The following is a 23,126-nucleotide window of genomic DNA, read 5'->3' on the forward strand; positions in this document are numbered from 1 at the left end:
TTATTGATAGTCTAGGGCGTAATAAAGACGTAACATTTTTAATTGCGACTGTATTAATTTATTCGGTTAAACAGGTCAAAAATATTTTGTGTAATAAAAATTTCCTACAAACTGTCAAAACCTTTAAAGACAAGGATTCAGAATAAATGTCTTGTGAACATTTAACTATGTCATACAGCACCTTTTCCAAAACCAAAAACGACGCGCTGAAAGAGCCGATGTTTTTTGGTCAGCCGGTAAATGTCGCCCGTTATGACCAGCAGAAATACGAAGTATTTGAAAAACTGATCGAAAAACAATTATCTTTCTTCTGGCGTCCGGAAGAAATCGACGTGTCGCGCGACCGTATCGACTACGCCAATCTGCCCGAACACGAAAAACATATTTTCATCAGCAATCTGAAATACCAAACCCTGCTCGATTCGATCCAAGGCCGCAGCCCGAATGTTGCGTTCTTGCCTTTGGTGTCTATTCCCGAGCTGGAAACGTGGATTGAAACGTGGAGCTTCAGCGAAACCATCCACTCGCGCAGCTACACTCATATCATCCGCAATATCGTGAATGATCCGTCAGTCGTGTTCGATGATATCGTGCAAAACAAATACATCATCGCTCGTGCTGAAGACATTGCCTGCTATTACGATGATTTGATTGAATACACTCAGTATTACAATCTGTTGGGCGAAGGTTCGCACAATGTCGGCGGCAAGCTTGTTACCGTATCTTTGCGTGAGTTAAAGAAAAAGCTCTATCTCTGCCTGATGTGCGTCAACGTATTGGAAGCCATCCGCTTCTACGTTTCATTCGCCTGCTCGTTCGCCTTTGCCGAGCGCGAATTGATGGAAGGCAACGCCAAAATCATCAAGCTGATAGCCCGCGATGAAGCCCTGCATTTGACCAGCACCCAGCATATGCTCAACCTGATGCGTGCCGGTGCCGATGATCCTGAAATGGCTGAAATTGCAAATGAATTGCAGGACGAGTGTTTCAACCTCTTCAAAAAAGCAGCCGAGCAGGAAAAAGAATGGGCGGCCTATCTGTTTAAAGACGGCTCAATGATTGGCCTGAACAAAGAAATTTTGGCTCAATACGTTGAATACATTACCAATCTGCGTATGCAGGCGGTTGGCCTGCCTGCCGGATTTGAAGGTGCGACCCAAAATCCGATTCCTTGGATCAACGCATGGCTGTCTTCTGACAATGTACAGGTTGCGCCGCAGGAAGTGGAAATTTCCTCTTACCTGATTGGTCAGATTGATTCGGAAGTCAATGCCGACGATTTGGGCGATTTCGAGCTGTAATCGAACATTCGGTTTTATGATCAAGGCCGTCTGAACGGTGTGGCAGAAATCTTTGATTTCGTCTTTACACCGTTTCAGACGGCCTTTCCAATCCAAACAAATCATATGGCACTCATCAGCACACACGACAAAACCTTCCAACTCCAACAAGGCGAAACCTTATTGGAGGGCTTGGAGCGCACCGGACATGAGGTTGAATACCAATGTCGCAGCGGTTATTGCGGTTCATGCCGGATTAAAATCTTGGATGGAAAAGTCTCTTATGATAATTTTCCGCTCGCTTTTGTCGCGCCCGGAGAAATTTTGCCGTGCTGCTGCCGGGTTACTGAAGACATCAAGCTTGATTGTCGGGAGCGCATCAAAGAGCCGGATTTATTTGATGTCGATTTATTTGAAGACAAATAAAAATGCCGTCTGAACATTGTGGCCGAAATCTTTGATTTCATGTCCACCGTTCAGACGGCATTTTGTTTAAGCAACCTTATTTACGCTCGCCAACCGGCAAAACAGTACGGCCAAAAGATTCGTTGATGACCTCTGCCGCTGCCAAGTAGAACGCACCAAGTGCAGTTACCAAGCCTAAGCAACCGCCGATATGGACAATGCTATGATTTTCCATGCCATCGCCAATACCCAGTGCAAAGAAAGTCAGTGTCAAGCAAAAGAAAATACCGCTCAATACTTTAGGCTTGGTCAAGGTGGCCACAAACATCATTAGCGAAAACATACCCCATGCGCAGAGATACCAACCGATAAATGCCGGGGCTGTTTCACCTTTAAAAAAGATGGTAAACAAAGCCCATGTCCACCAGAATGCGCCATAGCTGATAAAAGCGGTAAAGCCAAACGTATTGCCTTTCTTGAACTCAAACATACCAGCAATAACTTGGGCGATACCACCAAAGGCGAGAGCCATGCCCAAAACTAAGCCGACACCCTCTTGAGCAGTAAAAAAGCCGCCGTTAATCAGACTGAGCAACCAAGTTGTCAATGCAAAGCCACACAGGCCTACTGGACCTGGGTTCGCTAGGTTTTCTTTAGTAGTAGTCATTTTATTTCTCCTCTGGTTATTAAAATAGGAAACCCATTGTTACCTATTTTATTTAAAATTAAAAGAAATAAATTTAAAAAAATCAGGCCGTCTGAAAAATATTTTTCAGACGGCCTTTAATATTAATAATTAAACTATCCCAAAATTGCCAAGACTTTCCTCAATTCGTTGGCATCAATTTGGCCGGGAGCCGACGTTTTTTGTGCCGCACCAAAGGTAACGGCCGAGCCGAAAGTCGAGCCAGCCAAGCGGCTGACGGCTCCGGTTTTACCCATAGACATAGTAATAATCGGGCGGTCGATAATTTGTGAAACATCATATGTTGCCTGTAATAAGGTCAATACATCTTGCGGCGATTGCGGCATCACGGCAATTTTGCAGATATCCGCGCCCCACTCGGCCATTGTTTTCAGACGGCTTGTAATGTCTGCCAAAGACGGCGTGGCTTGGAAATCGTGATTGCAAAGTAAGGCGGCAGTTTGATACTCATGCGCCAAAGCTATGGCTTGTTTTACGCCGCTTTCCTCGGCAAAAAGCTCGATGTCGATAATATCAGCTTGTTTGGAACGGATGATTTTTTCCAATAATTCAAAATAATAGTCGTCAGAACAAGGCGTGTTGCCACCCTCTTGCACCCTTCTAAACGTAAACAGTAAAGGCTTGTCAGGAAAAGCCTGTCGAACAATGCCTAATTGCTCGGCAATAAAATCGGCATCAAGCGCTTTTTGGAAAAAATCCGCACGAAATTCAATAATGTCAACAGCCGTCTCTTTCAATACATGCAAAGCCTGCTCCAATTCCTGCGTATTGGCAGCTACCAGTGGCACGGCAATTTTAGGCAGGCCTTTTCCGATCTCGATATTTTTGATGATGACAGGTTTCATATTGTTCCTTTATCTTATTTAATACTTTAAGCAGTATTAGCTTGAGGAAGAATAGTTCGTAAAAAATTTTTAGATTGTGTTGAATTATAAACGCCCTCCCATCGTACCGGTAGTTTTTAGGGCATTCTCCAAAATCCAGCCCTGTGTAGTAATACCAGTTCTGTTATTAATAAACATTGCATAGTCGTAATTTTTATAATTTTTATAAACAACAACATGATCCCCTTTAATAATAAAGGTTTCTTTTAATTTACAAGAAGAATGCGGGGCAGAATGAAAATATAGCCTACCTGGTTTGATAACAGTTTTACCAAGAACTGGAGCGTAAATTGCCCCCTTGGCTTCTGCTATTTTATTAAGTGAGTTGCAATTATTCTGTTCTGCTTGAGCAAATTGTGTTGCCATTAATATAAAAAATATAAAAAATAGTTTTTTCATAATAATACCCTTATAAAGTTTTTTATTAAATATTTTAAATTTCTTATTTATTTTAGTTTAAATCTGATATTTTCTTAAGAGAGGAAAATCACAGTACTATATAGAATAAGATTTAAAAAGGTTGTCTGAAAATATTTTCAGACAACCTTAACTAAAATAACTTAATCACAACTTTTACTAGAAATAATTTTTTGGTATTGCTTCCGAATACTTCTTCCATCATTAATGATGTCATTGATGACACAACGATTGCTGGTACAACTAATGTCGTATTTTAAGTTGTTTTTCAGTGAACCATCAGAAAAGGTAACTTGAACAAGATTACCAGATAAAGGGGTAATTTTCAGCTTACTGATTTTACTATCTCCATTACCAAAACCTTGATCGTAGTGCTCTGCCATATCGCAAGTATCGCCAGTTCTTCTTTCGATACCATCAATAATGCGGTAAGCCTGTTTTATGATATTTTTAAACTCAGGCGCAGCATATTTAGAATATGTTTCCCCATTAGCATAGCCTTGCTTATCAGTCTTATAGAGTTTTTTAACTAAATTGATTTTAGCAGCATCACTTCCGTCAGCAAATGAAAGCGATGGTACCATTAGTGTTGTTGCAAACAACAAGACCAAATATTTTTTCATAAACGTTCTCCTACAATTAAATAGATAGTTTGACTGCATTCATTACAATAGCGGATAGAATGCAAATGGGATTATATCCTTTTCAAAAACTAACGCAAAGTATTATCTGAATTAACCGGAATCCCTAGTTGAAATTAACACAATAAGGTAAAAGGTCGTCTGAAAATTTTTTAGATATCCTTTTTGTCTCATCGCTCAGTGCAGATGCTCATAAATGGTTTCCGCTAATGCTTTACTGATGCCTTCCACTTTTTCCAAGTCCTCGCGGCTGGCCGCAATCACGCCGCGCAGACCGCCGAATCGGGTAAGCAATGCTTGACGGCGTTTGCTGCCGATACCGGGGATTTCGCTGAGTGAGGAAGTAACGCGTGCTTTGTCGCGTTTTTTGCGGTGGCCTGTAATCGCAAAGCGGTGCGATTCATCGCGTACGGTTTGCAATAAATGCAAGGCCGGGCTGTTGGGTGGCAGGCGGAAGACTTCGCCGGTAAAAGGTAGAATGAGTTCTTCCATACCGGCTTTGCGCTCGGGGCCTTTGGCGATACCTACCAAAGGTATGTGCAGCCCGAGTTCTTCCCATACCGATACGGCTACGCCGATTTGCCCTTTGCCGCCGTCAATCAACACGACATCCGGCCATTTGACGCTTTCGCCGTTTGCTTCGGCTTCCTGCATTTTGCCGTAACGGCGCGTCAACACTTCGCGCATGGCGGCGTAGTCGTCGCCGGGCTTGGCGGTCGTGATGTTGTAGCGGCGGTATTGCGAAGGCTGGATGTTTTGCTCATCGTACACAACGCAGGACGCAATAGTGGCCTCGCCTTGTGTGTGGCTGATATCGAAACATTCAAGGCGGTTGAGGCCGTCTGAATCCATGCCGAGGATTTTTGCCAGTTCGTCAATACGGTGTTGCTGGCTGCTTTGTTGCAGGCGACGTTGTGCAATCGCCATTTGCGCATTTTGTTCCGCCATCTTCAGCCAGACCTTGCGTTCGCCTATGGTTTTGGTGACAAATTGCATCTGCTTGCCGTGTTCGCCTTCCAAAGCCTCTTTCAGCGCATCGGGAACGGGAAAGTTGCTGATGATAATGTCGGGTTTGCTTTTGCCCAGATAGTGTTGGGCGACGAAGGCTTCAGCGTAATCTTGCCCGTTTGGCTCGGGATCGTTTTTGGTGTCAGGGAAAAAGCTTTTATCGCCGACATGCCGTCCGCCGCGTATGCTGACCCAGTGTACGCAAACCAGGCCGTCTGAAACCGCCAGCGCGAGCAAATCAATATCGTTGGGATTGTTCGGATTTTTGCTGTCGATAAACTGATTACTCTGCATGATGCCGAGCGCTTGAATTTGATCGCGGTAACGGGCGGCTTCTTCAAATTGCAGATTGGCGGCGGCGGTTTGCATTTTGTGTTGCAGGGTACGCGTCAATTCGTCGGTTTTGCCATTGAGGAAAGTCGCGGCTTCACGCACGCTGTCACGATAATCTTCTTCACTGATGTGGCCGACACAAGGCGCGGTGCAGCGTTTGATTTGGTAGAGCAGACAAGGACGGTCGCGATGCTCGAATACGCTGTCTTCGCAGGTACGCAGCATAAAGACTTTTTGCAACACTTGAATGCTGTCGCGCACGGCGTTGCTGTTAGGATATGGGCCGAAATATTGATTTGGTTTCTTCAGCGTGCCGCGGTAATACGCCATTTGCGGATATTGATGGCCGCTGAGCATCAAATAAGGATAGCTTTTGTCATCGCGGAAAAGAATATTGTATTTCGGCGACAAGGCTTTGATGAAGTTGTTTTCGAGAATCAGCGCTTCGGCTTCAGAACGCGTGATGGTGGTTTCGATATGGTGAACCTGTTTTACCATCAATGCGATGCGCGGCGAATGGTCGTTTTTTTGGAAATAGCTGGAAATGCGCCGCTTGAGATTGACCGCTTTGCCGACATACAAAACATTGTTGTCTTCGTCAAAAAAACGGTACACGCCCGGTAGATTGGGCAGATTTTTCAGAAAAAGAGGTAAATTGAACGGTTCGGTTGCGCTCACGGGATTTTCTTTTGGAATAAGCAGGCCGTCTGAAAACTTTTCAGACGGCCTTTTTCATTGACGTTTAAGATTCTTGAGACGGAGTATCTTCAGCTTCTACCACTTGGTTTTCAGCTGCATCGCTTTCCAAAGCGGCTTCATCTTCAGCCTCTTCGGCCACGCGCTCCAAGCTGACCAAGGTTTCGCCTTCATCCAAATTAATCAGACGCACGCCTGCGGCAGCGCGGCCGGTCTCGCGGATTTGCTCAACTTTGGTACGAATCAGGACACCGCCGCTGGTAATCAGCATCAGGTCGTCGGTTTCACTGACCAAAGTTGCGGCAACCAAATCGCCGTTGCGCTCGCCGGTATTGATAGCGATATTGCCTTGGCCGCCTTTGTTTTTACGGCTGTAATCGGCAATCGGGGTACGTTTGCCATAGCCGTTGGCGGTAGCGGTCAATACTTGCAAATCGCTTTGCTCGGCTTCAGGGGCGAAGGTAATCAGGCTGACAATCTTGCCATCGGCCGGCAGGCGCATACCGCGCAAACCGCCGCTACCGCGACCGGACGGACGGACACCGTGTTTGCCGCTTGGCAATGCATTCTCGGCATTTTCATCATCCAGGCTGTCTGAATCCTCGTTTTCGGTTTCGATATCGGCATCTTCTGCTTCATCGTTACCCAATTTTTCCCAATATTCGTTAAAGCGGATGGCTTTGCCCAAGTTGGAGAACAACATAATGTCGTCCGCACCGCCGGTTTGCGCTGCGCCGACCAAGTAATCGCCTTCTTTAAGCGCGATGGCTTTAATGCCTTGGCTGCGGACGTTTTTAAACGCAGACAGCTGGACTTTTTTCACCATGCCTTGTGCGGTGGCGAAGAAGACGTATTGGTCTTCCGGGAACTCACGGACGGCCAAGATGGCGCTGACTTTTTCACCTTCTTCCAATTGGATAACGTTATTAATCGGACGACCTCGGCTGTTGCGGCCGCCTTCCGGCAGTTTGTACACTTTAATCCAATGGCATTTACCCAAATTGGTGAAGCACATCAAATAATCATGCGTGTTGGCAACAAACAAGGTTTCGATAAAGTCTTCGTCTTTGGTTGCCGCTGCCTGTTTACCGCGGCCGCCGCGACGCTGCGCCTGATAATCGGTAGTCGGCTGGGTTTTGATGTAGCCGCTATGAGTCAGGGTAACGACCATTTCGCGTTGCGGAATCAGGTCTTCATCTGCAATATCGCCGCCAAACGGATTGATTTCGCTGCGACGCTCATCGCCGAAGTTGGCTTTAATGTCTGCCAATTCTTCGCGGATGATTTGGGTAACGCGCTCAGGTTTGGAAAGAATATCTACGAAATCAATGATTTTACTCATCAGATTTTTATATTCACCGACAATTTCTTCCTGATCGAGGCCGGTCAGGTTACGCAGGCTCATGCGCAGGATGGCATCAGCTTGCAATTCGCTCAGGTAATAACCTTGGCTGTGCAGGCCCAAATTTTCAGGCAAGCCTTCAGGGCGCATCATGTGCAGGTCTAAATCGGTACGGCTGAGCATGTCTTCAACCAAGCTGCTGCGCCATGGGCGGGACAGCAGTTTTTCTTTGGCTTCCGGCGCATTGGCAGATTCTTTGATCAGACGGATGATTTCGTCGATATTGGACAAAGCAACTGCTTTACCTTCGGCAATATGGCCTTCATGACGCGCTTTTTTCAGGCGGAATAAGGTACGGCGGGTAACGACTTCGCGACGATGGCGCAGGAATTCGGACAGGATTTGTTTCAGGTTCAGCAAGCGCGGCTGGCCGTCAACCAAGGCCACCATGTTGATACCGAAGCTGTCTTGCAGCTGGGTCAGTTTGTAGAGTTGGTTCAAAACGACTTCGGCATTTTCATTGCGTTTCAATTCGATCACGACACGCATACCGGATTTGTCGGACTCGTCACGCAGGTCGGATACGCCTTCCAGCGTTTTTTCGCGTACCAACTCGCCGATTTTCTCAACCAGTTTGGCTTTGTTTACTTGATATGGGATTTCATCGATAACGATGGCTTCGCGTTCGCCGTTTTTACCGATAGGCTCGATATGGGTTTTACCGCGCATCACTACACGGCCACGGCCGGTTTTATAGCCTTCGCGCACGCCGCTCAAGCCGTAAATAGTTGCGCCGGTTGGGAAATCGGGTGCTTGGATGATATTGATCAGCTCGTCGATTTCAGTTTCAGGCTCATCCAACAAACGCAGGCAGGCATTGATGGTATCGCCCAAATTGTGCGGCGGGATATTGGTGGCCATACCGACGGCAATACCGGACGAACCATTGACTAGCAGCGCAGGGAAACGGGTCGGCAATACCAGCGGCTCATGTTCGCTACCGTCATAGTTGGGGCCGAAATTAACGGTTTCTTCCTCGATATCCGCCAGCATTTCATGGGAAATTTTTTCCATGCGGATTTCGGTATAACGCATGGCTGCTGCAGCCAAGCCGTCGACAGAACCAAAGTTGCCCTGACCGTCGATCAGCACATAACGCATGGAGAAGTCTTGTGCCATACGGACGATGGTATCGTAAACGGCTGTATCGCCGTGGGGGTGGTATTTACCGATAACGTCGCCGACGATACGCGCCGATTTTTTATAGGCGGAATTCCAGTTGTTTTTCAACTCGTGCATCGCGTACAACACGCGGCGGTGTACCGGCTTGAGACCGTCGCGGACATCCGGCAGGGCTCGACCCACAATCACGCTCATGGCGTAATCGAGGTAGCTCTTGCGCATTTCGTCTTCAAGGCTGACAGGCAGGGTTTCAAGTGCAAATTTATGGTCGTTGCGGATGGTTGCGTCGGTCATGATTATCTGTAATTTCGTATGGCAAAAATCTTGTTGATTCTACCACAAAACAAGCGGTTTATGGCTTTTGCGTGAAGGCCGTCTGAAACAGGATTTCAGACGGCCTTCATTATTTAATAAATTTAATTTAGTTGCAGCCAGAATCTTCGTTCGCAGCCTGCAGACTCAATTCTTTACGCTTTTTAGCCCTTTCATAACGGCAGCGTTGGCGCTGTGTATTGATTTCCAAAGGCGGTACAGGAACCGGCTTACCGTCTTCAACGGCAACCATAGTGAAGTAGCAGCTGTTGGTATGACGCACTTCGCCTGTGTGGATGTTTTGCGCCTCCACACGGATACCGACTTCCATAGAAGTACGGCCGGTGTAGTTGATACTGGCGTAAAAGGTTACCAACTCACCGACATGAATAGGCTCTTTAAACAATACTTTATCAACAGACAGAGTAACGCAATAGGTTCCGCTGTAACGGCATGCGCAGGAATATGCCACTTGGTCGAGCAGGCGCAGAAGATCGCCGCCGTGAACATTGCCGCTAAAGTTTGCCGTATAAGGCATCATCAGCTCGGACATGATCAGTTCATGGGAAGGTAGTTGGCGTTCCGGTTTCATCGTTTATTCTCCTTTTGATATTTATTTTAAAATTGTCTGAAAACTTCAGACTGCACGTGTGCAAAATCATTCTACCGTTTTTAATCGTTGAATTTCAACCCATTGCCTTCCTGTTTACAGCCATTTTCTACGTGAGAAGAAAATCAGCAGTCCGATAATAATGCACAGCATCACACCCAAAACCATGAAATAGCCGTAATGCCAATGCAGCTCGGGCATATTGTCGAAGTTCATGCCGTAGATGCCGGTGATGACGGTCAGCGGCATAAAGATAATGGTAATAACCGTCAACACGCGCATTTGCTGGTTCATACGGTTGGATTGGAAGGAAAGATAAATGTCCATCATGCTCAACACCATATCACGCGAGGCATCAAGCGATTCGATAAGCTGCATATTGTGGTCGTACACGTCGCGCAGATAGACGGTCGATTCGCCTTTGAAAATAGCAAAATCGCCGCGCACGGCCAGTTGGTAAAACACATCGCGTAATGGCAGAAGTGTACGGCGCAGACGGACGGCATCGCGCTTGAGGCGGTGGATCTTACTGAGAATATCGCTGTTTTCATTTTTAAACAGGGACTTGTCTATGACTTCGACGCGGTTGTTGTACTCTTCCAGGACGATGAAATAGTCGTCCACAATACGGTCAAGCAGGCAATAAGCAAGAAACGCTGTATTTTTGTTCAAAATATTGTGCGGATTTTCGTGCATCTGCCGGCGCAGATGGCTGAACAAGCCCAACGGTTTTTGTTGGAAAGACAACACAAAATCTTTGCCGATAATCACATACACTTGGTCAGAATGGAGCTTGCCCGTGGAGGTATAGTGGTAAACCTGTGCGGCAGTAAAAACATAGCTGCCGTAGTCTTCGATTTTCGGACGCTGCTTGCGGCTGAGAATGTCTTCAATAACCAGCTCATGGATGCCGTAAGGCTCAAGCGCGTGTTTGAGCAAAGTAGCATCGTTGATGCCGACAAAATGCAGCCAGTTGATTTGGCCTTCTTGCGGGCGTGCAATATCGGGCAAAGCCTTTCCGGCAAGATAATCATGCTGAACAAAGGTATCGGCGGAATATAAGGTTTGGTGGATGGCAGAACGCGGCGCATTGTCGGTATTGCTGCGCTGCATGGTTTGGTCTTGCAGATTGTCGGTTGTCTCAACTGGATTGGCTGGTTTGCTCATAAAAATAAATCATGTTTTTTTTAGTTAGAATGAATTGTACAGACAGAAAAGGCCGTCTGAAAACTAATTTTCAGACGGCCTGACAATATCGATCAACGTTTTATTAGGCTTGAGGCGCGGTTTTCTCCAGCTCCAATGCGGCAGCAAGCAAGGACAGGCGCGCCATTACGCCGTAAACGTAGAGGCGGTTGTGTTCGTTGTCCACGTCGCAGTCTTTTTCGGAGCGTGGCATGCCGAGCGAGTCCCATTGTTCAAATACGCGCTTGCAGGCTTCGGGCGCTTCTTGGGAATTGTCGCCACTGCCGGTGGGAATGCTGTTGGACAGTGGCACAAATACCATACCGCCGGCGTTGAGGTTTTCGTCTGCACCACGGCCTTCGTGTACACGGAAAAAACCACCGATTACGAAACGGTCCATCATATACACAACGGGTTCGCACACGGCGCCATCCATGGTTTCGTAGGTATAAATACCTTCTTGGACAATGACTTCGCTGACTTCCAAACCTTCTTTGACTTTCGCCATTTTATTGCGGTTTTTACGGTTCAATCCACGTACTTCATCTGCAGATTTAACGCTCATTACGCCCATGCCATAAGTACCTGCGTCGGCTTTCACAATAACGAAAGGCTGGTCGGTAATGCCCAACTCGTCGTATTTGGCTTGAATTTTCGCCAGCACACGTTCTACTGCTTCCGCTAACGCATCCTCGCCTTCACGCTCTTGGAAGTCCAAACCACTGATTTTTTCAAAATAAGGATTGATTTGCCATTCGTCGATGTCAATTAACTTGGCAAAGTCGGCTGCAACTTGGTTGTACGCGCCGAAATGTTCGGTTTTACGGCGAGTCGTCCAGCCGCCGTGCAAGGGAGGCAATACGGTTTGACTGATGTCTTTAAGGATTTTAGGAACACCCGCAGACAAGTCATTGTTCAACAAAACAACGCAAGGCGAAAAACCGTCTGCGAGATGTACACGCTCACGGGTACGCAATAAAGGCTCAAGTAAAATTTTGTCGCCTAATGCGGTTTCAAACTCGGTTGGCTCAGTCACTTCCGGATTCAGGCTGCCCAAGCGCACTTCGTATCCTGCCGAACGCAAAATCTCGCTGAGTGCGTAAACGTTTTGCAGATAGAATGTGTTGCGCGTGTGGTTTTCAGGAATAATCAATACGGATTTTGCCGTTTTACATGCGCGCTGTACCGCATCTTGCGCGGCAACCGCCGCCAGCGGGATAAAGTTGGGATTCAAATTATTGAAGCCGCCTGGAAACAGGTTCATATCGATAGATGAAATTTTGTAACCGGCATTACGGATGTCAACCGAACCATAAAATGGCGGACGGTGTTCGTTCCAATGCGAACGGAACCATGCTTCGATTTTGGCATGATTGGCAAGGACTTTTTTCTCAAATTCCCGTAATTGAGTCAGATGCTCAGGAGCCATTACCGGTAATTTCATTCTCTATACCTCTTGGTAAGTGTGGGTTGAGTGAGAATGATAGAACTTTTTAGTGCATTTCGACAAGCATTCTTTCAGATAAGATGAATCTTTTTGTCAACAATTCTACAATTTGTCTAATTTTTGACAAATGTTTTTGAAACTTTGCAACAAATTTTAAAAATTGGACAAATTTCTATTGCGCAGCCCCTATAAAAAGCCTAAAATCCGCCCATAAACGCAAACCATCATTCATACCTACCAATAGCAAAGAATACTCATCATGAGCGCACAAACCCTTTACGATAAACTTTGGAACAGCCACGTCGTCCGCGAAGAAGAAGACGGCACTGTCCTGCTTTACATCGACCGCCACCTGGTTCACGAAGTAACCAGCCCGCAAGCATTTGAAGGCTTGAAAATGGCCGGCCGCAAACTCTGGCGTATCGACAGCGTGGTCTCCACAGCCGACCACAACACCCCGACCGGCGACTGGGACAAAGGTATCCAAGACCCGATTTCCAAGCTGCAAGTCGATACTTTGGACAAAAACATTAAAGAGTTTGGCGCACTCGCCTACTTCCCGTTTATGGATAAAGGCCAAGGCATTGTGCACGTTATGGGCCCGGAGCAAGGTGCTACCCTGCCCGGCATGACCGTTGTCTGCGGCGACTCGCACACTTCTACCCACGGCGCATTCGGCGCATTGGCTCACGGTATCGGCACTTCCGAAGTCGAGCACACCATGGCAACCCAATGTATTACCGCAAAAAAATCCAAATCCATGCTGATTTCCGTTGAAGGCCGTCTGAAACCCGGCGTTACTGCCAAAGACGTGGCACTTTACATCATCGGTCAAATCGGTACGGCCGGTGGTACAGGCTACGCCATTGAGTTTGGCGGCGAAGCCATCCGCAGCCTTTCTATGGAAGGCCGCATGACCTTGTGCAATATGGCGATTGAAGCCGGTGCGCGCTCAGGCATGGTTGCCGTCGACCAAACCACCATCGACTATGTAAAAGGCAAACCTTTCGCACCTAAAGGCGAAGCGTGGGACAAAGCCGTCGAGTACTGGCGCACGCTGGTGTCTGACGAAGGCGCAGTATTCGATAAAGAATACCACTTCAAAGCCGAAGACATCGAACCTCAAGTAACCTGGGGAACATCACCTGAAATGGTTTTGGACATCAGCGGCAAAGTGCCTAATCCTGCCGAAGAAGCCGATCCGGTCAAACGCAGCGGCATGGAACGCGCCCTTGAATACATGGGCTTGGAAGCCGGTACGCCATTAAACGAAATTCCTGTCGATATCGTCTTTATCGGCTCTTGCACCAACAGCCGTATCGAAGACTTGCGCGAAGCCGCCGCTATCGCCAAAGGCCGTAAAAAAGCGGACAATGTACAACGCGTATTGATTGTCCCTGGCTCCGGTTTGGTTAAAGAGCAGGCAGAAAAAGAAGGCTTGCACGAAGTATTTATCGAAGCCGGTTTTGAATGGCGCGAACCGGGCTGCTCTATGTGCCTCGCCATGAATGCCGACCGCCTGACCCCGGGACAACGTTGTGCCTCCACCTCCAACCGTAACTTTGAAGGCCGTCAAGGCAACGGCGGACGCACCCACCTCGTCAGCCCTGCCATGGCAGCCGCAGCCGCAGTGACCGGCCACTTTACCGACATCCGCACTATGGCTTAAAGTATTTTCAGACGGCCTTTATTGATCAGGTCGTCTGAAACAATACCTTGCTCAAGTAAGTTTTCCTATTGCGCAAAACGTCTGAAAACCTTCTTAATCATTGATAACTTGAAAGGAATCTAGTATGAAAAAACTGTTTGCATTAGCTGCCGCAGCCCTCATCCTGTCAGCTTGTTCCAGCACTTGGTCCGGCGCAAAAGACGATACCAACCGCAATTGGGACAAAACCAAAGAAACTGCAGAACGTGTAGCCGACAAAACCAAAGAAACCGCTGAACGCGTAGCCGATAAAACTGAAGAAGCCGTTAAAAAAGGCGGCAATGCAGTAGGCCGCGGCATGAGCCATGTTGGAGAAAAAATCGAAGCCGCTACCGAATAATTCGGTAAATCAGGCCGTCTGAAGCTCCTGACTCCGTTTCAGACGGCCTGATACCTTATTACTTGTTCAGACATTTTCACAATTCCAAGCAAAGGAAGAAACAATGAGTAATCCGTCAAGCTGGTTTGGTATTCACGCTCATGATTTGGATCGCGCCAAAGCCTTTTACGAATCCGTATTCGGCAAGCCCCTACAAGACGTTGGCGGCAACGGATTCCGTTTCATCATTTTTCCAGCCGATTACACGCAACACGGTACGGCAGGCATGATTTGGCACGACAGCAATGCCCAGCCCGGCCACGGCGGTACAACCATTTTCTTTAATTGCCCGGATTGCGCCGAAACAGCAGAAAAAGCCGTTGCAGCAGGCGGCAAACTGTTACAAGAGAAATTCCGCATTGCCAACGGCTTTGCAGCATTTATCGAAGACACAGAAGGCAACCGAATCGGTTTGCACAGCACACGCTAACCCGAATAGCCATAAAATAATTTCCCATTATTACTATAAGAATCTGACATGAAAGCCTTTACCAAAATTACCGCCATCGTTGCCCCGCTCGACCGCAGCAACGTCGACACCGATGCCATCATCCCCAAACAATTTCTGAAATCCATCAAACGCAGCGGCTTCGGCCCCAATGCCTTTGATGAATGGCGCTACCTCGACCACGGCGAACCGGGCATGGACAACAGCAAACGCCCGTTGAATCCGGATTTCTCCCTGAACCAGCCACGCTATCAAGGCGCACAAATCCTGTTGACGCGTAAAAACTTCGGTTGCGGCTCTTCACGCGAACACGCCCCTTGGGCATTGGACGACTATGGCTTCCGCGCCGTCATCGCTCCTAGCTTTGCCGATATTTTCTTCAACAACTGCTACAAAAACGGCCTTTTGCCTATCGTTTTGACAGAAGAACAGGTTGACCAGCTTTTCAAAGAAGTTGAAGCCAACGAAGGCTATCAGCTCTCCATCGACCTTGCCGAGCAAACCCTGACCACCCCTAGCGGCGAAACATTCACATTCGACATTACCGAACACCGCAAACACTGCCTCTTAAACGGCTTGGACGAAATCGGCCTCACCCTGCAACACGCTGACGAAATTCACGCCTTTGAAGAAAAACGCCGCCAAAGCCAGCCTTGGCTGTTTAACGGTTGATATACAAAAGGCCGTCTGAAAAATTTAAGTGTTTCAGACGGCCTTTACTGAATGTTTTGGGATAGTCCATGAGATCATTCGACGAATTAATCCAAACCCAAGACCCTGCATGGCCATTGATTCAAGAGTGGCTTGCGGAAGCGACAAACAGCGTTGAAGTTCTGCCTCGTACACTTGAAAAGGCACAGGAAGAACTTGTCAAAACCCAAGTAACAATACGTTCGTTTATGGGCGCTGTCGTTTATGAAACCGGCGGTATCATTATCGATGACGGCTGGCTACGAATACTTGGTTCCGGCAGCGCGAAGCTACCTCGTGGTTTGGGAAGTTGGAATCTAGGCCGTACACAATCCGAGCCAGCAGGCCCTGCTCCCTATTATCTGTTTGCCGATGATGTTGCGGGAGGCTATTTTGCGATTAATGGCGGGGGATTAAATGGCAAAGTAGGTAATGTTTTCTACCTGCCACCGGATACCTTGGAATGGGAAGATTGCGGTAAAGGTTATGGCGACTTCTTAAATTGGGCATTGAACGGCGATTTACAGTTGTTTTACGAAAACCTGCGTTGGAAAAATTGGCGCGAAGAAATCCATGATTTGAATGGCGACAGCGTTTACACGTTCTTTCCGTTTTTATGGACTGAAGAAGGCAGCGATATAAACTAAGTCAGCCGCAAGCGTATTCCTATCGCTGAACATTATGCTTCCACTTTGAATCTGCAAAACACAACTCCATAAAAAGCCCTTTCAAACGGCCTTGTTGTCATAATCCCAATAAAGCGTCCTTAAAACGTATTCTTCACATCCTGAAGTTTAATTTCTACCTAACCACACCATGATTACCGACACCATAAATAATGCCACCCGCTACGCTGCCTTGCATCCCGACTTTGCTGAGGCCTTCCATCTGTTGCAAACCCTAGATTTTACCAAGCTGCCGGACGGCCAAGTGCCGTGCGAAAATCCCAATATCCGTATTTTTATCGGCAGCGAGCCGATGAGGACGCAGAGAGAAGCCCAGCCTGAAGCGCACTTAAAACACATTGATATTCAAACGCCGATTGATGGCAGTGAAACATATGGCTGGATAGACAGAGGCCATCTGAAAAACGGTTTAGGCTACAATGAAAAGCGCGATATTGAGTTTTTCAACTGCGAGCCGGAGACTTGGCTGACCTTAGAGCCTGGCGAATTTGCGCTATTTTTCCCGAATGATGCGCATGCCCCATTGGTCGGCGACAGGGCGAACATACGCAAAGTTGTTTTTAAAATTCGTGTTGAAACCGAGCGTCTATAATTTTTCAGACGGCCTTATCCCCTTATCAGGACACAATATGTCTTTTTTCAGCAAGTTGTTCCGCTCCAAACCTAAATTAATGACTTGGCAGGAATTTGTCGAATACTTTGCCCGTCGCATTCAAGAAGAATTGGATCTTGAGGCAGAAATCGACTGGGGCGAAACTATTGCGTCTTCACCTATCATTGTCCATTTTTCCGAAGACGATGAAGCATCGTTCAGCACATATTTGAGCAACCATTACACAAGTTATCTGCAAAATCCCGAGGCCTTGGAGGCTATTGTTGCAGCCAATTTAGCGGTTATCTATAAGATTCAAGACACTGATGCCAGTGTTTCAGCACAACAAATTCTTCCGACGATTAAAAATACGATTTATCTGGAAAATGCCAGACTGATTACAAATACGGACGAAGCCGAACCTGACGATTACCTGGTATACAAACCGATTGCCGGCGATATCATGTTGCTTTATATGGTGGATACGGAAGAATCCATGCATACGCTCAATCGTGAACATATGAAAGAGGCCGGTATTGAAGATGAAGACGCCTTGTATCGTACCGCTATGGATAATTTGCGCCAACGGATGAATGGACGTGTCCAAATTCATCATGCCGAAGGTTGGTCATTGGCTCAAATTCATTTGGACAACGACTATGATGCTTCCCTAATTTTGCTTTTGGACGAAGTACTTAAAGATGATCCTATGCTGCCGGCCAACCCCGTTTTTGCAGTCCCGGCACGCAACGCCCTGCTCGTTTGCAGCCCATCCGATGAAGAGGCTTTGCAGGCGATGGCAAATATTGCACTGCAAGCATTTGAAGAATCTGCCTACGCGATTTCTACCCAGCTTTACCAGTACCATAATGGTACAATCAGCGTTTTCAGAGCAAATTGATTTAAGGCCGTCTGAAAAACAGGCGACCTGTCCTTTACCTAAAACCTTCCCATAAGGAAACCCGAAATGACCAAACATATCGCTATCTTGCGCGGCGACGGCATCGGCCCTGAAATCGTTGCAGAAACCGTCCGTGTACTCGACAAACTTATCGAACAAGGTTTGGATGTCAGCTACGAATACGCACCTTTGGGTGGCGAAGCCTATGACGAATACGGCCATCCTTATCCAGAATTCACGCAAAACCTTTGCCGTAAAGCCGATGCGGTACTGCTTGGTGCAGTCGGTTCTCCTCAATACGACAATCTCGACCGTCCGCTGCGCCCTGAGCGCGGCTTGTTGGCCATCCGTAAAGACTTGAATCTGTTTGCCAATTTGCGCCCTGCCATTTTGTATAAAGAGCTAGCCAATGCTTCTACTTTGAAACCGGAAATCGTAGCCGGCCTCGACATCCTTATCGTACGCGAACTGACCGGCGATATTTACTTTGGCGAGCCGCGCGGCATCCGTGTTTTGGAAAACGGCGAACGCGAAGGTTATAACACCATGAAATACAGCGAAAGCGAAATCCGCCGTATTGCCCACGTTGCCTTCCAATCCGCCCAAAAACGCAGCAAAAAAGTCTGCTCCGTAGGCAAAGCCAACGTTTTGGAAACCACCGAACTGTGGCGCGAAATCTTTGAAGAAATCGGCAAAGAATACCCTGATGTCGAGCTCTCCCATATGTACGTCGACAACGCCGCCATGCAGCTCGTGCGTGCGCCCAAACAATTTGATGTGATTGCCACCGGCAACATCTTCGGCGATATCCTCTCCGACGAAGCCTCCATGCTGACCGGTTCCATCGGTATGCTGCCTTCCGCTTCTTTGGACGAAAACGGCAAAGGCCTGTACGAACCATCCCATGGCTCTGCTCCCGACATTGCCGGTCAAAACAAAGCCAATCCGCTGGCAACCGTATTGTCTCTTGCCATGTTGCTTCGTTACAGCCTGAACGACGAAGTACGCGCGCAACAAGTTGAAAACGCCGTACAAAAAGTACTGCAACAAGGCTTGCGTACCGGCGACATTTACGAAGAAGGTACCAAACTGGTTTCCTGCTCCGAAATGGGCGATGCCGTATTGGCCGCTTTGTAAGAGGCCGTCTGAAAAAAGCGTGGGATCAATCCCGCGCTTTTTTATATGCGAAAACTTTAAACCATAAAAAAGGGCGTGTCTTCACACGCCCTTTCGTCTTATTTCAGACGGCCTTAAGATTGAAGCAATCAACCTCTTTTGTGTTTGCCGCCAAAGCTGTCGTTAGACTTGCGCTTGCCTTTAAAGCCTTCGCTGCCTTTTTTGAAACCGTCAGCTTTTTTGAAACCATCTTTCTTAAAGCCATCTTTCTTGAAACCGTCTTTTTTATGGCCTTCGCTGCGAGCTTTACCGCCGAAACCTTCTTTAGCCGGTTTTTTATCACCGCGCCAACCGCCGGATTTACGATCGCCCCAGCCGCCTTTGCCTTTCGGTTTAGCGCCGGCAGATTTGCGTTTGCGTGTCGGCTCCATGCCTTCGATGGTCAGCTCAGGCAATTTACGGCCGATGTATTTTTCAATTTTGTGTACTTTGACGTATTCGTTCACTTCGGCAAAAGTAATCGCAATACCGGTGCGGCCTGCGCGGCCGGTACGGCCGATACGGTGAACGTAGTCTTCAGCCTGTTTCGGCAAGTCGTAGTTGATAACGTGGGTAATGGTTGGTACGTCGATACCGCGTGCGGCAACGTCGGTGGCAACCAAAATTTTGCAGCGGCCTTTGCGCAAGTCCATCAGCGTGCGGTTACGCCAGCCTTGCGGCATATCGCCGTGCAGGCAGTTGGCGGCAAAACCTTTTTCGTACAACTCATCCGCAATGACTTCGGTCATGGCTTTGGTGGATGTAAAGATCACGCATTGGTCGATATTGGCATCGCGCAAAATGTGGTCGAGCAGGCGGTTTTTATGGCGCATATCGTCGCAGTACAACAGCTGCTCTTCGATTTTGCCTTGATCGTCCACACGCTCAACTTCGATGGTTTCAGGGTCTTTGGTCAGTTTGCGCGCCAGTTTGCCCACTGCGCCGTCCCAAGTGGCAGAGAACAACAAAGTCTGACGGTCGCTCGGCGTTGCTTCCACGATGGTTTCGATGTCGTCGATAAAGCCCATGTCCAACATACGGTCGGCTTCGTCCAGAATCAGCACTTCCAAACGTTCAAAATCAACTTTGCCGCTCTGCATCAAGTCCATCAGACGGCCCGGAGTGGCGACAATCAGGTCAACCGGTTTGCTCAGAGCACGGGTTTGATAGCCGAAAGATGCACCGCCAACAATGCTGACAGTACGGAACCAACGCATATTTTTAGCATACGCCAGCGCGTTTTTTTCCACTTGAGCCGCCAGTTCGCGGGTCGGGGTCAATACCAAAGCGCGCGGGCCTTTGCCCGGTTTTTCGCTGCGCTTGGTCAGTTTTTGCAAAGTCGGCAGCAGGAAGGCTGCGGTTTTTCCTGAACCGGTTTGTGCCGAAGCCATAATGTCGCGGCCGTCCAAAGCAAACGGAATCGCTTGCGCCTGAATCGGGGTCGGGCTTTCATAACCCTCGCTGCTTACGGCAGACAAAATGTTTTTATCAAGGTTCAAATCGGCAAATTTAATAGACATATCTATCCTAAGAGACAACAACGCGCACGCCTGAACAATTTCAGACGACCTGAAGCAAAGGAAAGTAACGATACGGGAAATGTGAAGTTACAGGGTTGTCGCAAGCATCTTGCTTGTGGTTAACATCGACGACAACCTGCACAGAAAAGGCTTTGCAAATATGCAAGCAATAAAAGAAACGCGCCCGAAACGGCGGTTTAGGTTGGATGACGATGGCTTCGTATCAAAAGGCGAACGGCGGATAATATAGATTTTATGGATAACAGTCAAGCAAAAAGGCATCAAGTGCGTTAAAATCCAACCCCTTCCCAATACTTATTCAGGCCGTCTGAAAACCATGACCGACATTACCCCCTTTGCCAACCGCTTGGGCAAAAACATCAAACATCTTATGAAATGGGCCAAACGCAACAATATCGAAGCCTGGCGCATTTACGACCGCGATATTCCCCAATTTCCCTTTGCCGTCGATGTTTACGGCGACCAAATCCATCTTCAGGAATACGATACCGGCTGGCTGATGCAGCCTGAAGAATACGAAGCATGGCTTGCCGATGTATTGGAAGCTATTGGTTTTGTGACCGGTTTTGCGCCCGAACAAATCCACCTCAAACGCCGCGAACGCCAAAAAGGTTTACAGCAATACGAAAAAACTGGCAAAACCGGCGACGATTTCGTCATTACTGAAAACGGCCGCAAGTTTTGGGTCAACCTCGACAAATACCTCGACACCGGCCTCTTCCTCGACCACCGCAACACGCGCAAAAAAGTCGGCGACACCGCAGCGGGCAAACGCTTCCTCAACCTGTTTTCCTACACAGGCAGCTTTACCGTCTATGCCGCAACCGGCGGCGCAGTATCCAGCGAAACCGTCGATTTATCCAACACTTATCTCGAGTGGGCAAAACGCAATTTCGAACTCAACGGCATCGACCCCGAACAACATAAAATCGTCCGTGCCGATGTGTTCCAATACCTGCAAAACGCCGCAGACGAAGGTAAAAAGTTCGACCTGATCGTCATGGATCCGCCCAGCTTTTCCAACAGCAAAAAGATGCTCGACATCCTCGACATCCAGCGCGACCATAAAAAGCTAATTGACGGTGCAATGAGCCTGCTCGCTTCAGACGGCATTCTGTATTTCTCCAACAACCTGCGCAGTTTTGTGTTAGACGATTCTGTATCGGAACAATACGCTGTCAAAGACATTTCCAAGCAGTCCGTTCCCGACGATTTCCGCAACAAAAAAATCCATCAATGCTGGGAAATCAAGCATAAATAAACATCAGGCCGTCTGAAAGCCAGTTTTCAGACGGCCTGATTGCCATATTGAATCTCTGAATTAATAGGCGCATAATTCAAGAGATTGTTGACAATATCAAAAGGAAAAGAAAATGCAAAACTACCTGACGCCCAATTTCTCATTCGCCCCCATGATTCCGGAACGCGCGCTCGGCAACCGGGTTTGGGATACCGAAGGACGAGAATACATTGACCTGTCAGGCGGTATTGCTGTGAATGCGCTGGGTCATTGTCATCCCGATTTGGTCGCAACCTTGGCCGAACAATCGCAAAAACTCTGGCACATTTCTAATATCTACACTACCCAACCGGCGCAAGAATTGGCCAAAAAACTGGTCGAAAACACCTTTGCCGACAAAGTGTTTTTCTGCAATTCCGGCGCAGAAGCCAATGAAGCCGCGCTGAAACTGGCGCGCAAATACGGTCGCGATCATTTTGAAGAACACAAAACTGAAATCATCTCCTGCCTCAACAGCTTCCACGGCCGCACCCTGTTTACCGTATCCGTCGGCGGCCAGCCCAAATACAGCAAAGACTACGCGCCGCTGCCGTCAGATATTACCCATGTTCCATTTAATGATATTGCCGCATTGGAAGCCGCCGTCGGCGACAAAACCTGTGCCGTAATTATCGAGCCGATTCAAGGTGAAAGTGGCATCCTGCCTGCCACCCAAGAATACCTGCAAGCCGCACGCCGTTTATGTGACAAACACGGCGCCTTGCTCATTTTGGACGAAGTGCAAACCGGCATGGGCCATACAGGCAAACTGTTTGCCTACGAGCATTACGGCATTACACCCGACATCATCAGCTCCGCCAAAGCCTTGGGTTGTGGTTTCCCGATTGGCGCGATACTGACTACCGATAAAATCGCCCCAACCTTCGGCCCCGGAACACATGGCTCGACCTTTGGCGGCAATCCGATGGCGTGTGCGGTCGGCAGCCGTGCATTTGACATCATCAATGCGCCCGAAACATTGGCACACGTTCAGCAACAAGGCCAAAAACTTCAGACGGCCTTGCGTGAAATAGGCGAAAAGACCGGCGTATTTAAAGAAGTCCGCGGCATGGGCCTACTGCTCGGCTGCGTGTTGGCAGACGAATACGCAGGCAAGGCATCGGAAATCACCGCCGCCGCTTTGAAACACGGATTGATGGTACTGGTTGCCGGCGCCAATGTGGTGCGCTTCGCCCCCAGCCTGCTGCTGAACGATGAAGACATGGCCGAAGGCTTGAAACGTTTTGAAGCGTCCTTGGCCGAATGGTTGGCCTGATTTTTAAAACCCAATTTCCAAAT

Annotated in this window: 22 protein-coding genes; 12 read left to right on the forward strand and 10 right to left on the reverse strand. The window is 48.0% G+C overall.

All coding sequences use genetic code 11. The features are described 5' to 3' along the window. The first annotated feature begins 167 nt into the window (after nt 1–167). Nucleotides 168–1,301, forward strand: a complete 1,134-nt coding sequence (nrdB, locus tag O3681_RS02555; protein WP_004520359.1) for a class Ia ribonucleoside-diphosphate reductase subunit beta — start codon at nt 168–170, stop codon at nt 1,299–1,301. Between the two features lie 105 nt (nt 1,302–1,406). Further along, on the forward strand, nt 1,407–1,706 hold the full coding sequence (gene yfaE / locus O3681_RS02560; RefSeq protein ID WP_070589115.1) for a class I ribonucleotide reductase maintenance protein YfaE: 300 nt from the start codon (nt 1,407–1,409) through the stop codon (nt 1,704–1,706). A 76-nt stretch (nt 1,707–1,782) separates the two neighbouring features. Here yfaE and O3681_RS02565 read toward each other — a convergent pair whose 3' ends face one another. From O3681_RS02565 to gshA, 9 genes are all read right to left on the reverse strand, one after another. After that, the gene (locus tag O3681_RS02565) at nt 1,783–2,352 is read right to left on the reverse strand and encodes an acetate uptake transporter family protein (RefSeq protein ID WP_063067856.1); all 570 of its coding nucleotides are present in this window, start codon (nt 2,350–2,352) and stop codon (nt 1,783–1,785) included. Between the two features lie 134 nt (nt 2,353–2,486). Next, a complete protein-coding gene (gene aroD, locus O3681_RS02570; protein WP_371459207.1) occupies nt 2,487–3,236 on the reverse strand; it encodes a type I 3-dehydroquinate dehydratase in 750 nt (249 codons plus the stop codon). A gap of 84 nt (nt 3,237–3,320) precedes the next feature. Beyond that, the gene (locus tag O3681_RS02575; protein ID WP_371459208.1) at nt 3,321–3,674 is read right to left on the reverse strand and encodes a hypothetical protein; all 354 of its coding nucleotides are present in this window, start codon (nt 3,672–3,674) and stop codon (nt 3,321–3,323) included. Between the two features lie 161 nt (nt 3,675–3,835). Next, nucleotides 3,836–4,315, reverse strand: coding sequence for a hypothetical protein (locus tag O3681_RS02580; RefSeq protein WP_371459209.1), 480 nt, complete (start codon nt 4,313–4,315; stop codon nt 3,836–3,838). A 195-nt stretch (nt 4,316–4,510) separates the two neighbouring features. Next, nucleotides 4,511–6,352 (reverse strand): excinuclease ABC subunit UvrC, encoded by a 1,842-nt coding sequence (gene uvrC, locus O3681_RS02585; protein ID WP_371459210.1) that lies wholly within the window; start codon nt 6,350–6,352, stop codon nt 4,511–4,513. A gap of 64 nt (nt 6,353–6,416) precedes the next feature. Continuing rightward, complete coding sequence (gyrA, locus tag O3681_RS02590; RefSeq protein ID WP_371459211.1) at nt 6,417–9,188, reverse strand: DNA gyrase subunit A; 2,772 nt, start codon at nt 9,186–9,188, stop codon at nt 6,417–6,419. A 127-nt stretch (nt 9,189–9,315) separates the two neighbouring features. Further along, a complete protein-coding gene (locus O3681_RS02595) occupies nt 9,316–9,798 on the reverse strand; it encodes an acyl-CoA thioesterase (RefSeq protein ID WP_003686444.1) in 483 nt (160 codons plus the stop codon). Nucleotides 9,799–9,912: 114 nt separating this feature from the next. Further along, on the reverse strand, nt 9,913–10,983 hold the full coding sequence (corA, locus tag O3681_RS02600; RefSeq protein ID WP_063067852.1) for a magnesium/cobalt transporter CorA: 1,071 nt from the start codon (nt 10,981–10,983) through the stop codon (nt 9,913–9,915). Between the two features lie 103 nt (nt 10,984–11,086). After that, a complete protein-coding gene (gshA, locus tag O3681_RS02605; protein WP_371459212.1) occupies nt 11,087–12,445 on the reverse strand; it encodes a glutamate--cysteine ligase in 1,359 nt (452 codons plus the stop codon). A 262-nt stretch (nt 12,446–12,707) separates the two neighbouring features. Here gshA and leuC point away from each other — a divergent pair, with 262 nt between their 5' ends. The 8 genes from leuC (at nt 12,708) to leuB (ending at nt 18,989) form a co-directional block, all read left to right on the forward strand. Then, nucleotides 12,708–14,117, forward strand: a complete 1,410-nt coding sequence (gene leuC / locus O3681_RS02610) for a 3-isopropylmalate dehydratase large subunit (RefSeq protein WP_049343582.1) — start codon at nt 12,708–12,710, stop codon at nt 14,115–14,117. Nucleotides 14,118–14,241: 124 nt separating this feature from the next. Continuing rightward, complete coding sequence (locus tag O3681_RS02615; protein ID WP_049331004.1) at nt 14,242–14,496, forward strand: hypothetical protein; 255 nt, start codon at nt 14,242–14,244, stop codon at nt 14,494–14,496. Between the two features lie 103 nt (nt 14,497–14,599). Further along, nucleotides 14,600–14,965: a VOC family protein gene (locus O3681_RS02620; RefSeq protein WP_049331002.1), complete on the forward strand. Its 366-nt coding sequence runs from the start codon at nt 14,600–14,602 to the stop codon at nt 14,963–14,965. A gap of 48 nt (nt 14,966–15,013) precedes the next feature. Further along, nucleotides 15,014–15,655, forward strand: coding sequence for a 3-isopropylmalate dehydratase small subunit (gene leuD / locus O3681_RS02625; RefSeq protein ID WP_003677355.1), 642 nt, complete (start codon nt 15,014–15,016; stop codon nt 15,653–15,655). 68 nt (nt 15,656–15,723) lie between these two features. Further along, nucleotides 15,724–16,320: a DUF2625 domain-containing protein gene (locus O3681_RS02630; protein WP_371459213.1), complete on the forward strand. Its 597-nt coding sequence runs from the start codon at nt 15,724–15,726 to the stop codon at nt 16,318–16,320. Between the two features lie 169 nt (nt 16,321–16,489). Next, complete coding sequence (locus O3681_RS02635; RefSeq protein ID WP_371459214.1) at nt 16,490–16,951, forward strand: YhcH/YjgK/YiaL family protein; 462 nt, start codon at nt 16,490–16,492, stop codon at nt 16,949–16,951. 37 nt (nt 16,952–16,988) lie between these two features. After that, nucleotides 16,989–17,852, forward strand: a complete 864-nt coding sequence (locus O3681_RS02640; RefSeq protein WP_371459215.1) for a DUF1444 family protein — start codon at nt 16,989–16,991, stop codon at nt 17,850–17,852. Nucleotides 17,853–17,918: 66 nt separating this feature from the next. Beyond that, the gene (gene leuB, locus O3681_RS02645; RefSeq protein WP_371459216.1) at nt 17,919–18,989 is read left to right on the forward strand and encodes a 3-isopropylmalate dehydrogenase; all 1,071 of its coding nucleotides are present in this window, start codon (nt 17,919–17,921) and stop codon (nt 18,987–18,989) included. Nucleotides 18,990–19,117: 128 nt separating this feature from the next. Here leuB and O3681_RS02650 read toward each other — a convergent pair whose 3' ends face one another. Continuing rightward, nucleotides 19,118–20,527: a DEAD/DEAH box helicase gene (locus O3681_RS02650; RefSeq protein ID WP_371459217.1), complete on the reverse strand. Its 1,410-nt coding sequence runs from the start codon at nt 20,525–20,527 to the stop codon at nt 19,118–19,120. 337 nt (nt 20,528–20,864) lie between these two features. On the opposite strand from O3681_RS02650, the gene O3681_RS02655 reads away from it, so the two are divergent. Then, nucleotides 20,865–21,809 carry a class I SAM-dependent methyltransferase gene (locus O3681_RS02655; RefSeq protein WP_371459218.1) on the forward strand — a complete coding sequence of 315 codons (945 nt, stop codon included), beginning with the start codon at nt 20,865–20,867 and terminating at the stop codon, nt 21,807–21,809. Between the two features lie 112 nt (nt 21,810–21,921). Next, nucleotides 21,922–23,103 (forward strand): acetylornithine/succinyldiaminopimelate transaminase, encoded by a 1,182-nt coding sequence (locus O3681_RS02660; protein ID WP_371459219.1) that lies wholly within the window; start codon nt 21,922–21,924, stop codon nt 23,101–23,103. Nucleotides 23,104–23,126: the final 23 nt, after the last annotated feature.

Source organism: Neisseria sp. 27098_8_158 (assembly GCF_041433145.1).
Classification (GTDB): Bacteria; Pseudomonadota; Gammaproteobacteria; order Burkholderiales; family Neisseriaceae; genus Neisseria; species Neisseria subflava_E.

What these genes read in the sequence shown, in the direction of transcription:
- O3681_RS02635 (WP_371459214.1), top strand. Translation starts at nt 16,490, where the DNA reads ATGATTACCGACACCATAAATAATGCCACCCGCTACGCTGCCTTGCAT.
- O3681_RS02575 (WP_371459208.1), bottom strand. Translation starts at nt 3,674, where the DNA reads ATGAAAAAACTATTTTTTATATTTTTTATATTAATGGCAACACAATTT.
- O3681_RS02620 (WP_049331002.1), top strand. Translation starts at nt 14,600, where the DNA reads ATGAGTAATCCGTCAAGCTGGTTTGGTATTCACGCTCATGATTTGGAT.
- gyrA (WP_371459211.1), bottom strand. Translation starts at nt 9,188, where the DNA reads ATGACCGACGCAACCATCCGCAACGACCATAAATTTGCACTTGAAACC.
- O3681_RS02640 (WP_371459215.1), top strand. Translation starts at nt 16,989, where the DNA reads ATGTCTTTTTTCAGCAAGTTGTTCCGCTCCAAACCTAAATTAATGACT.
- nrdB (WP_004520359.1), top strand. Translation starts at nt 168, where the DNA reads ATGTCATACAGCACCTTTTCCAAAACCAAAAACGACGCGCTGAAAGAG.
- O3681_RS02615 (WP_049331004.1), top strand. Translation starts at nt 14,242, where the DNA reads ATGAAAAAACTGTTTGCATTAGCTGCCGCAGCCCTCATCCTGTCAGCT.
- O3681_RS02565 (WP_063067856.1), bottom strand. Translation starts at nt 2,352, where the DNA reads ATGACTACTACTAAAGAAAACCTAGCGAACCCAGGTCCAGTAGGCCTG.
- gshA (WP_371459212.1), bottom strand. Translation starts at nt 12,445, where the DNA reads ATGAAATTACCGGTAATGGCTCCTGAGCATCTGACTCAATTACGGGAA.
- leuD (WP_003677355.1), top strand. Translation starts at nt 15,014, where the DNA reads ATGAAAGCCTTTACCAAAATTACCGCCATCGTTGCCCCGCTCGACCGC.
- O3681_RS02630 (WP_371459213.1), top strand. Translation starts at nt 15,724, where the DNA reads ATGAGATCATTCGACGAATTAATCCAAACCCAAGACCCTGCATGGCCA.
- leuC (WP_049343582.1), top strand. Translation starts at nt 12,708, where the DNA reads ATGAGCGCACAAACCCTTTACGATAAACTTTGGAACAGCCACGTCGTC.
- O3681_RS02580 (WP_371459209.1), bottom strand. Translation starts at nt 4,315, where the DNA reads ATGAAAAAATATTTGGTCTTGTTGTTTGCAACAACACTAATGGTACCA.
- aroD (WP_371459207.1), bottom strand. Translation starts at nt 3,236, where the DNA reads ATGAAACCTGTCATCATCAAAAATATCGAGATCGGAAAAGGCCTGCCT.
- yfaE (WP_070589115.1), top strand. Translation starts at nt 1,407, where the DNA reads ATGGCACTCATCAGCACACACGACAAAACCTTCCAACTCCAACAAGGC.
- O3681_RS02650 (WP_371459217.1), bottom strand. Translation starts at nt 20,527, where the DNA reads ATGTCTATTAAATTTGCCGATTTGAACCTTGATAAAAACATTTTGTCT.
- O3681_RS02655 (WP_371459218.1), top strand. Translation starts at nt 20,865, where the DNA reads ATGACCGACATTACCCCCTTTGCCAACCGCTTGGGCAAAAACATCAAA.
- corA (WP_063067852.1), bottom strand. Translation starts at nt 10,983, where the DNA reads ATGAGCAAACCAGCCAATCCAGTTGAGACAACCGACAATCTGCAAGAC.
- O3681_RS02595 (WP_003686444.1), bottom strand. Translation starts at nt 9,798, where the DNA reads ATGAAACCGGAACGCCAACTACCTTCCCATGAACTGATCATGTCCGAG.
- O3681_RS02660 (WP_371459219.1), top strand. Translation starts at nt 21,922, where the DNA reads ATGCAAAACTACCTGACGCCCAATTTCTCATTCGCCCCCATGATTCCG.
- leuB (WP_371459216.1), top strand. Translation starts at nt 17,919, where the DNA reads ATGACCAAACATATCGCTATCTTGCGCGGCGACGGCATCGGCCCTGAA.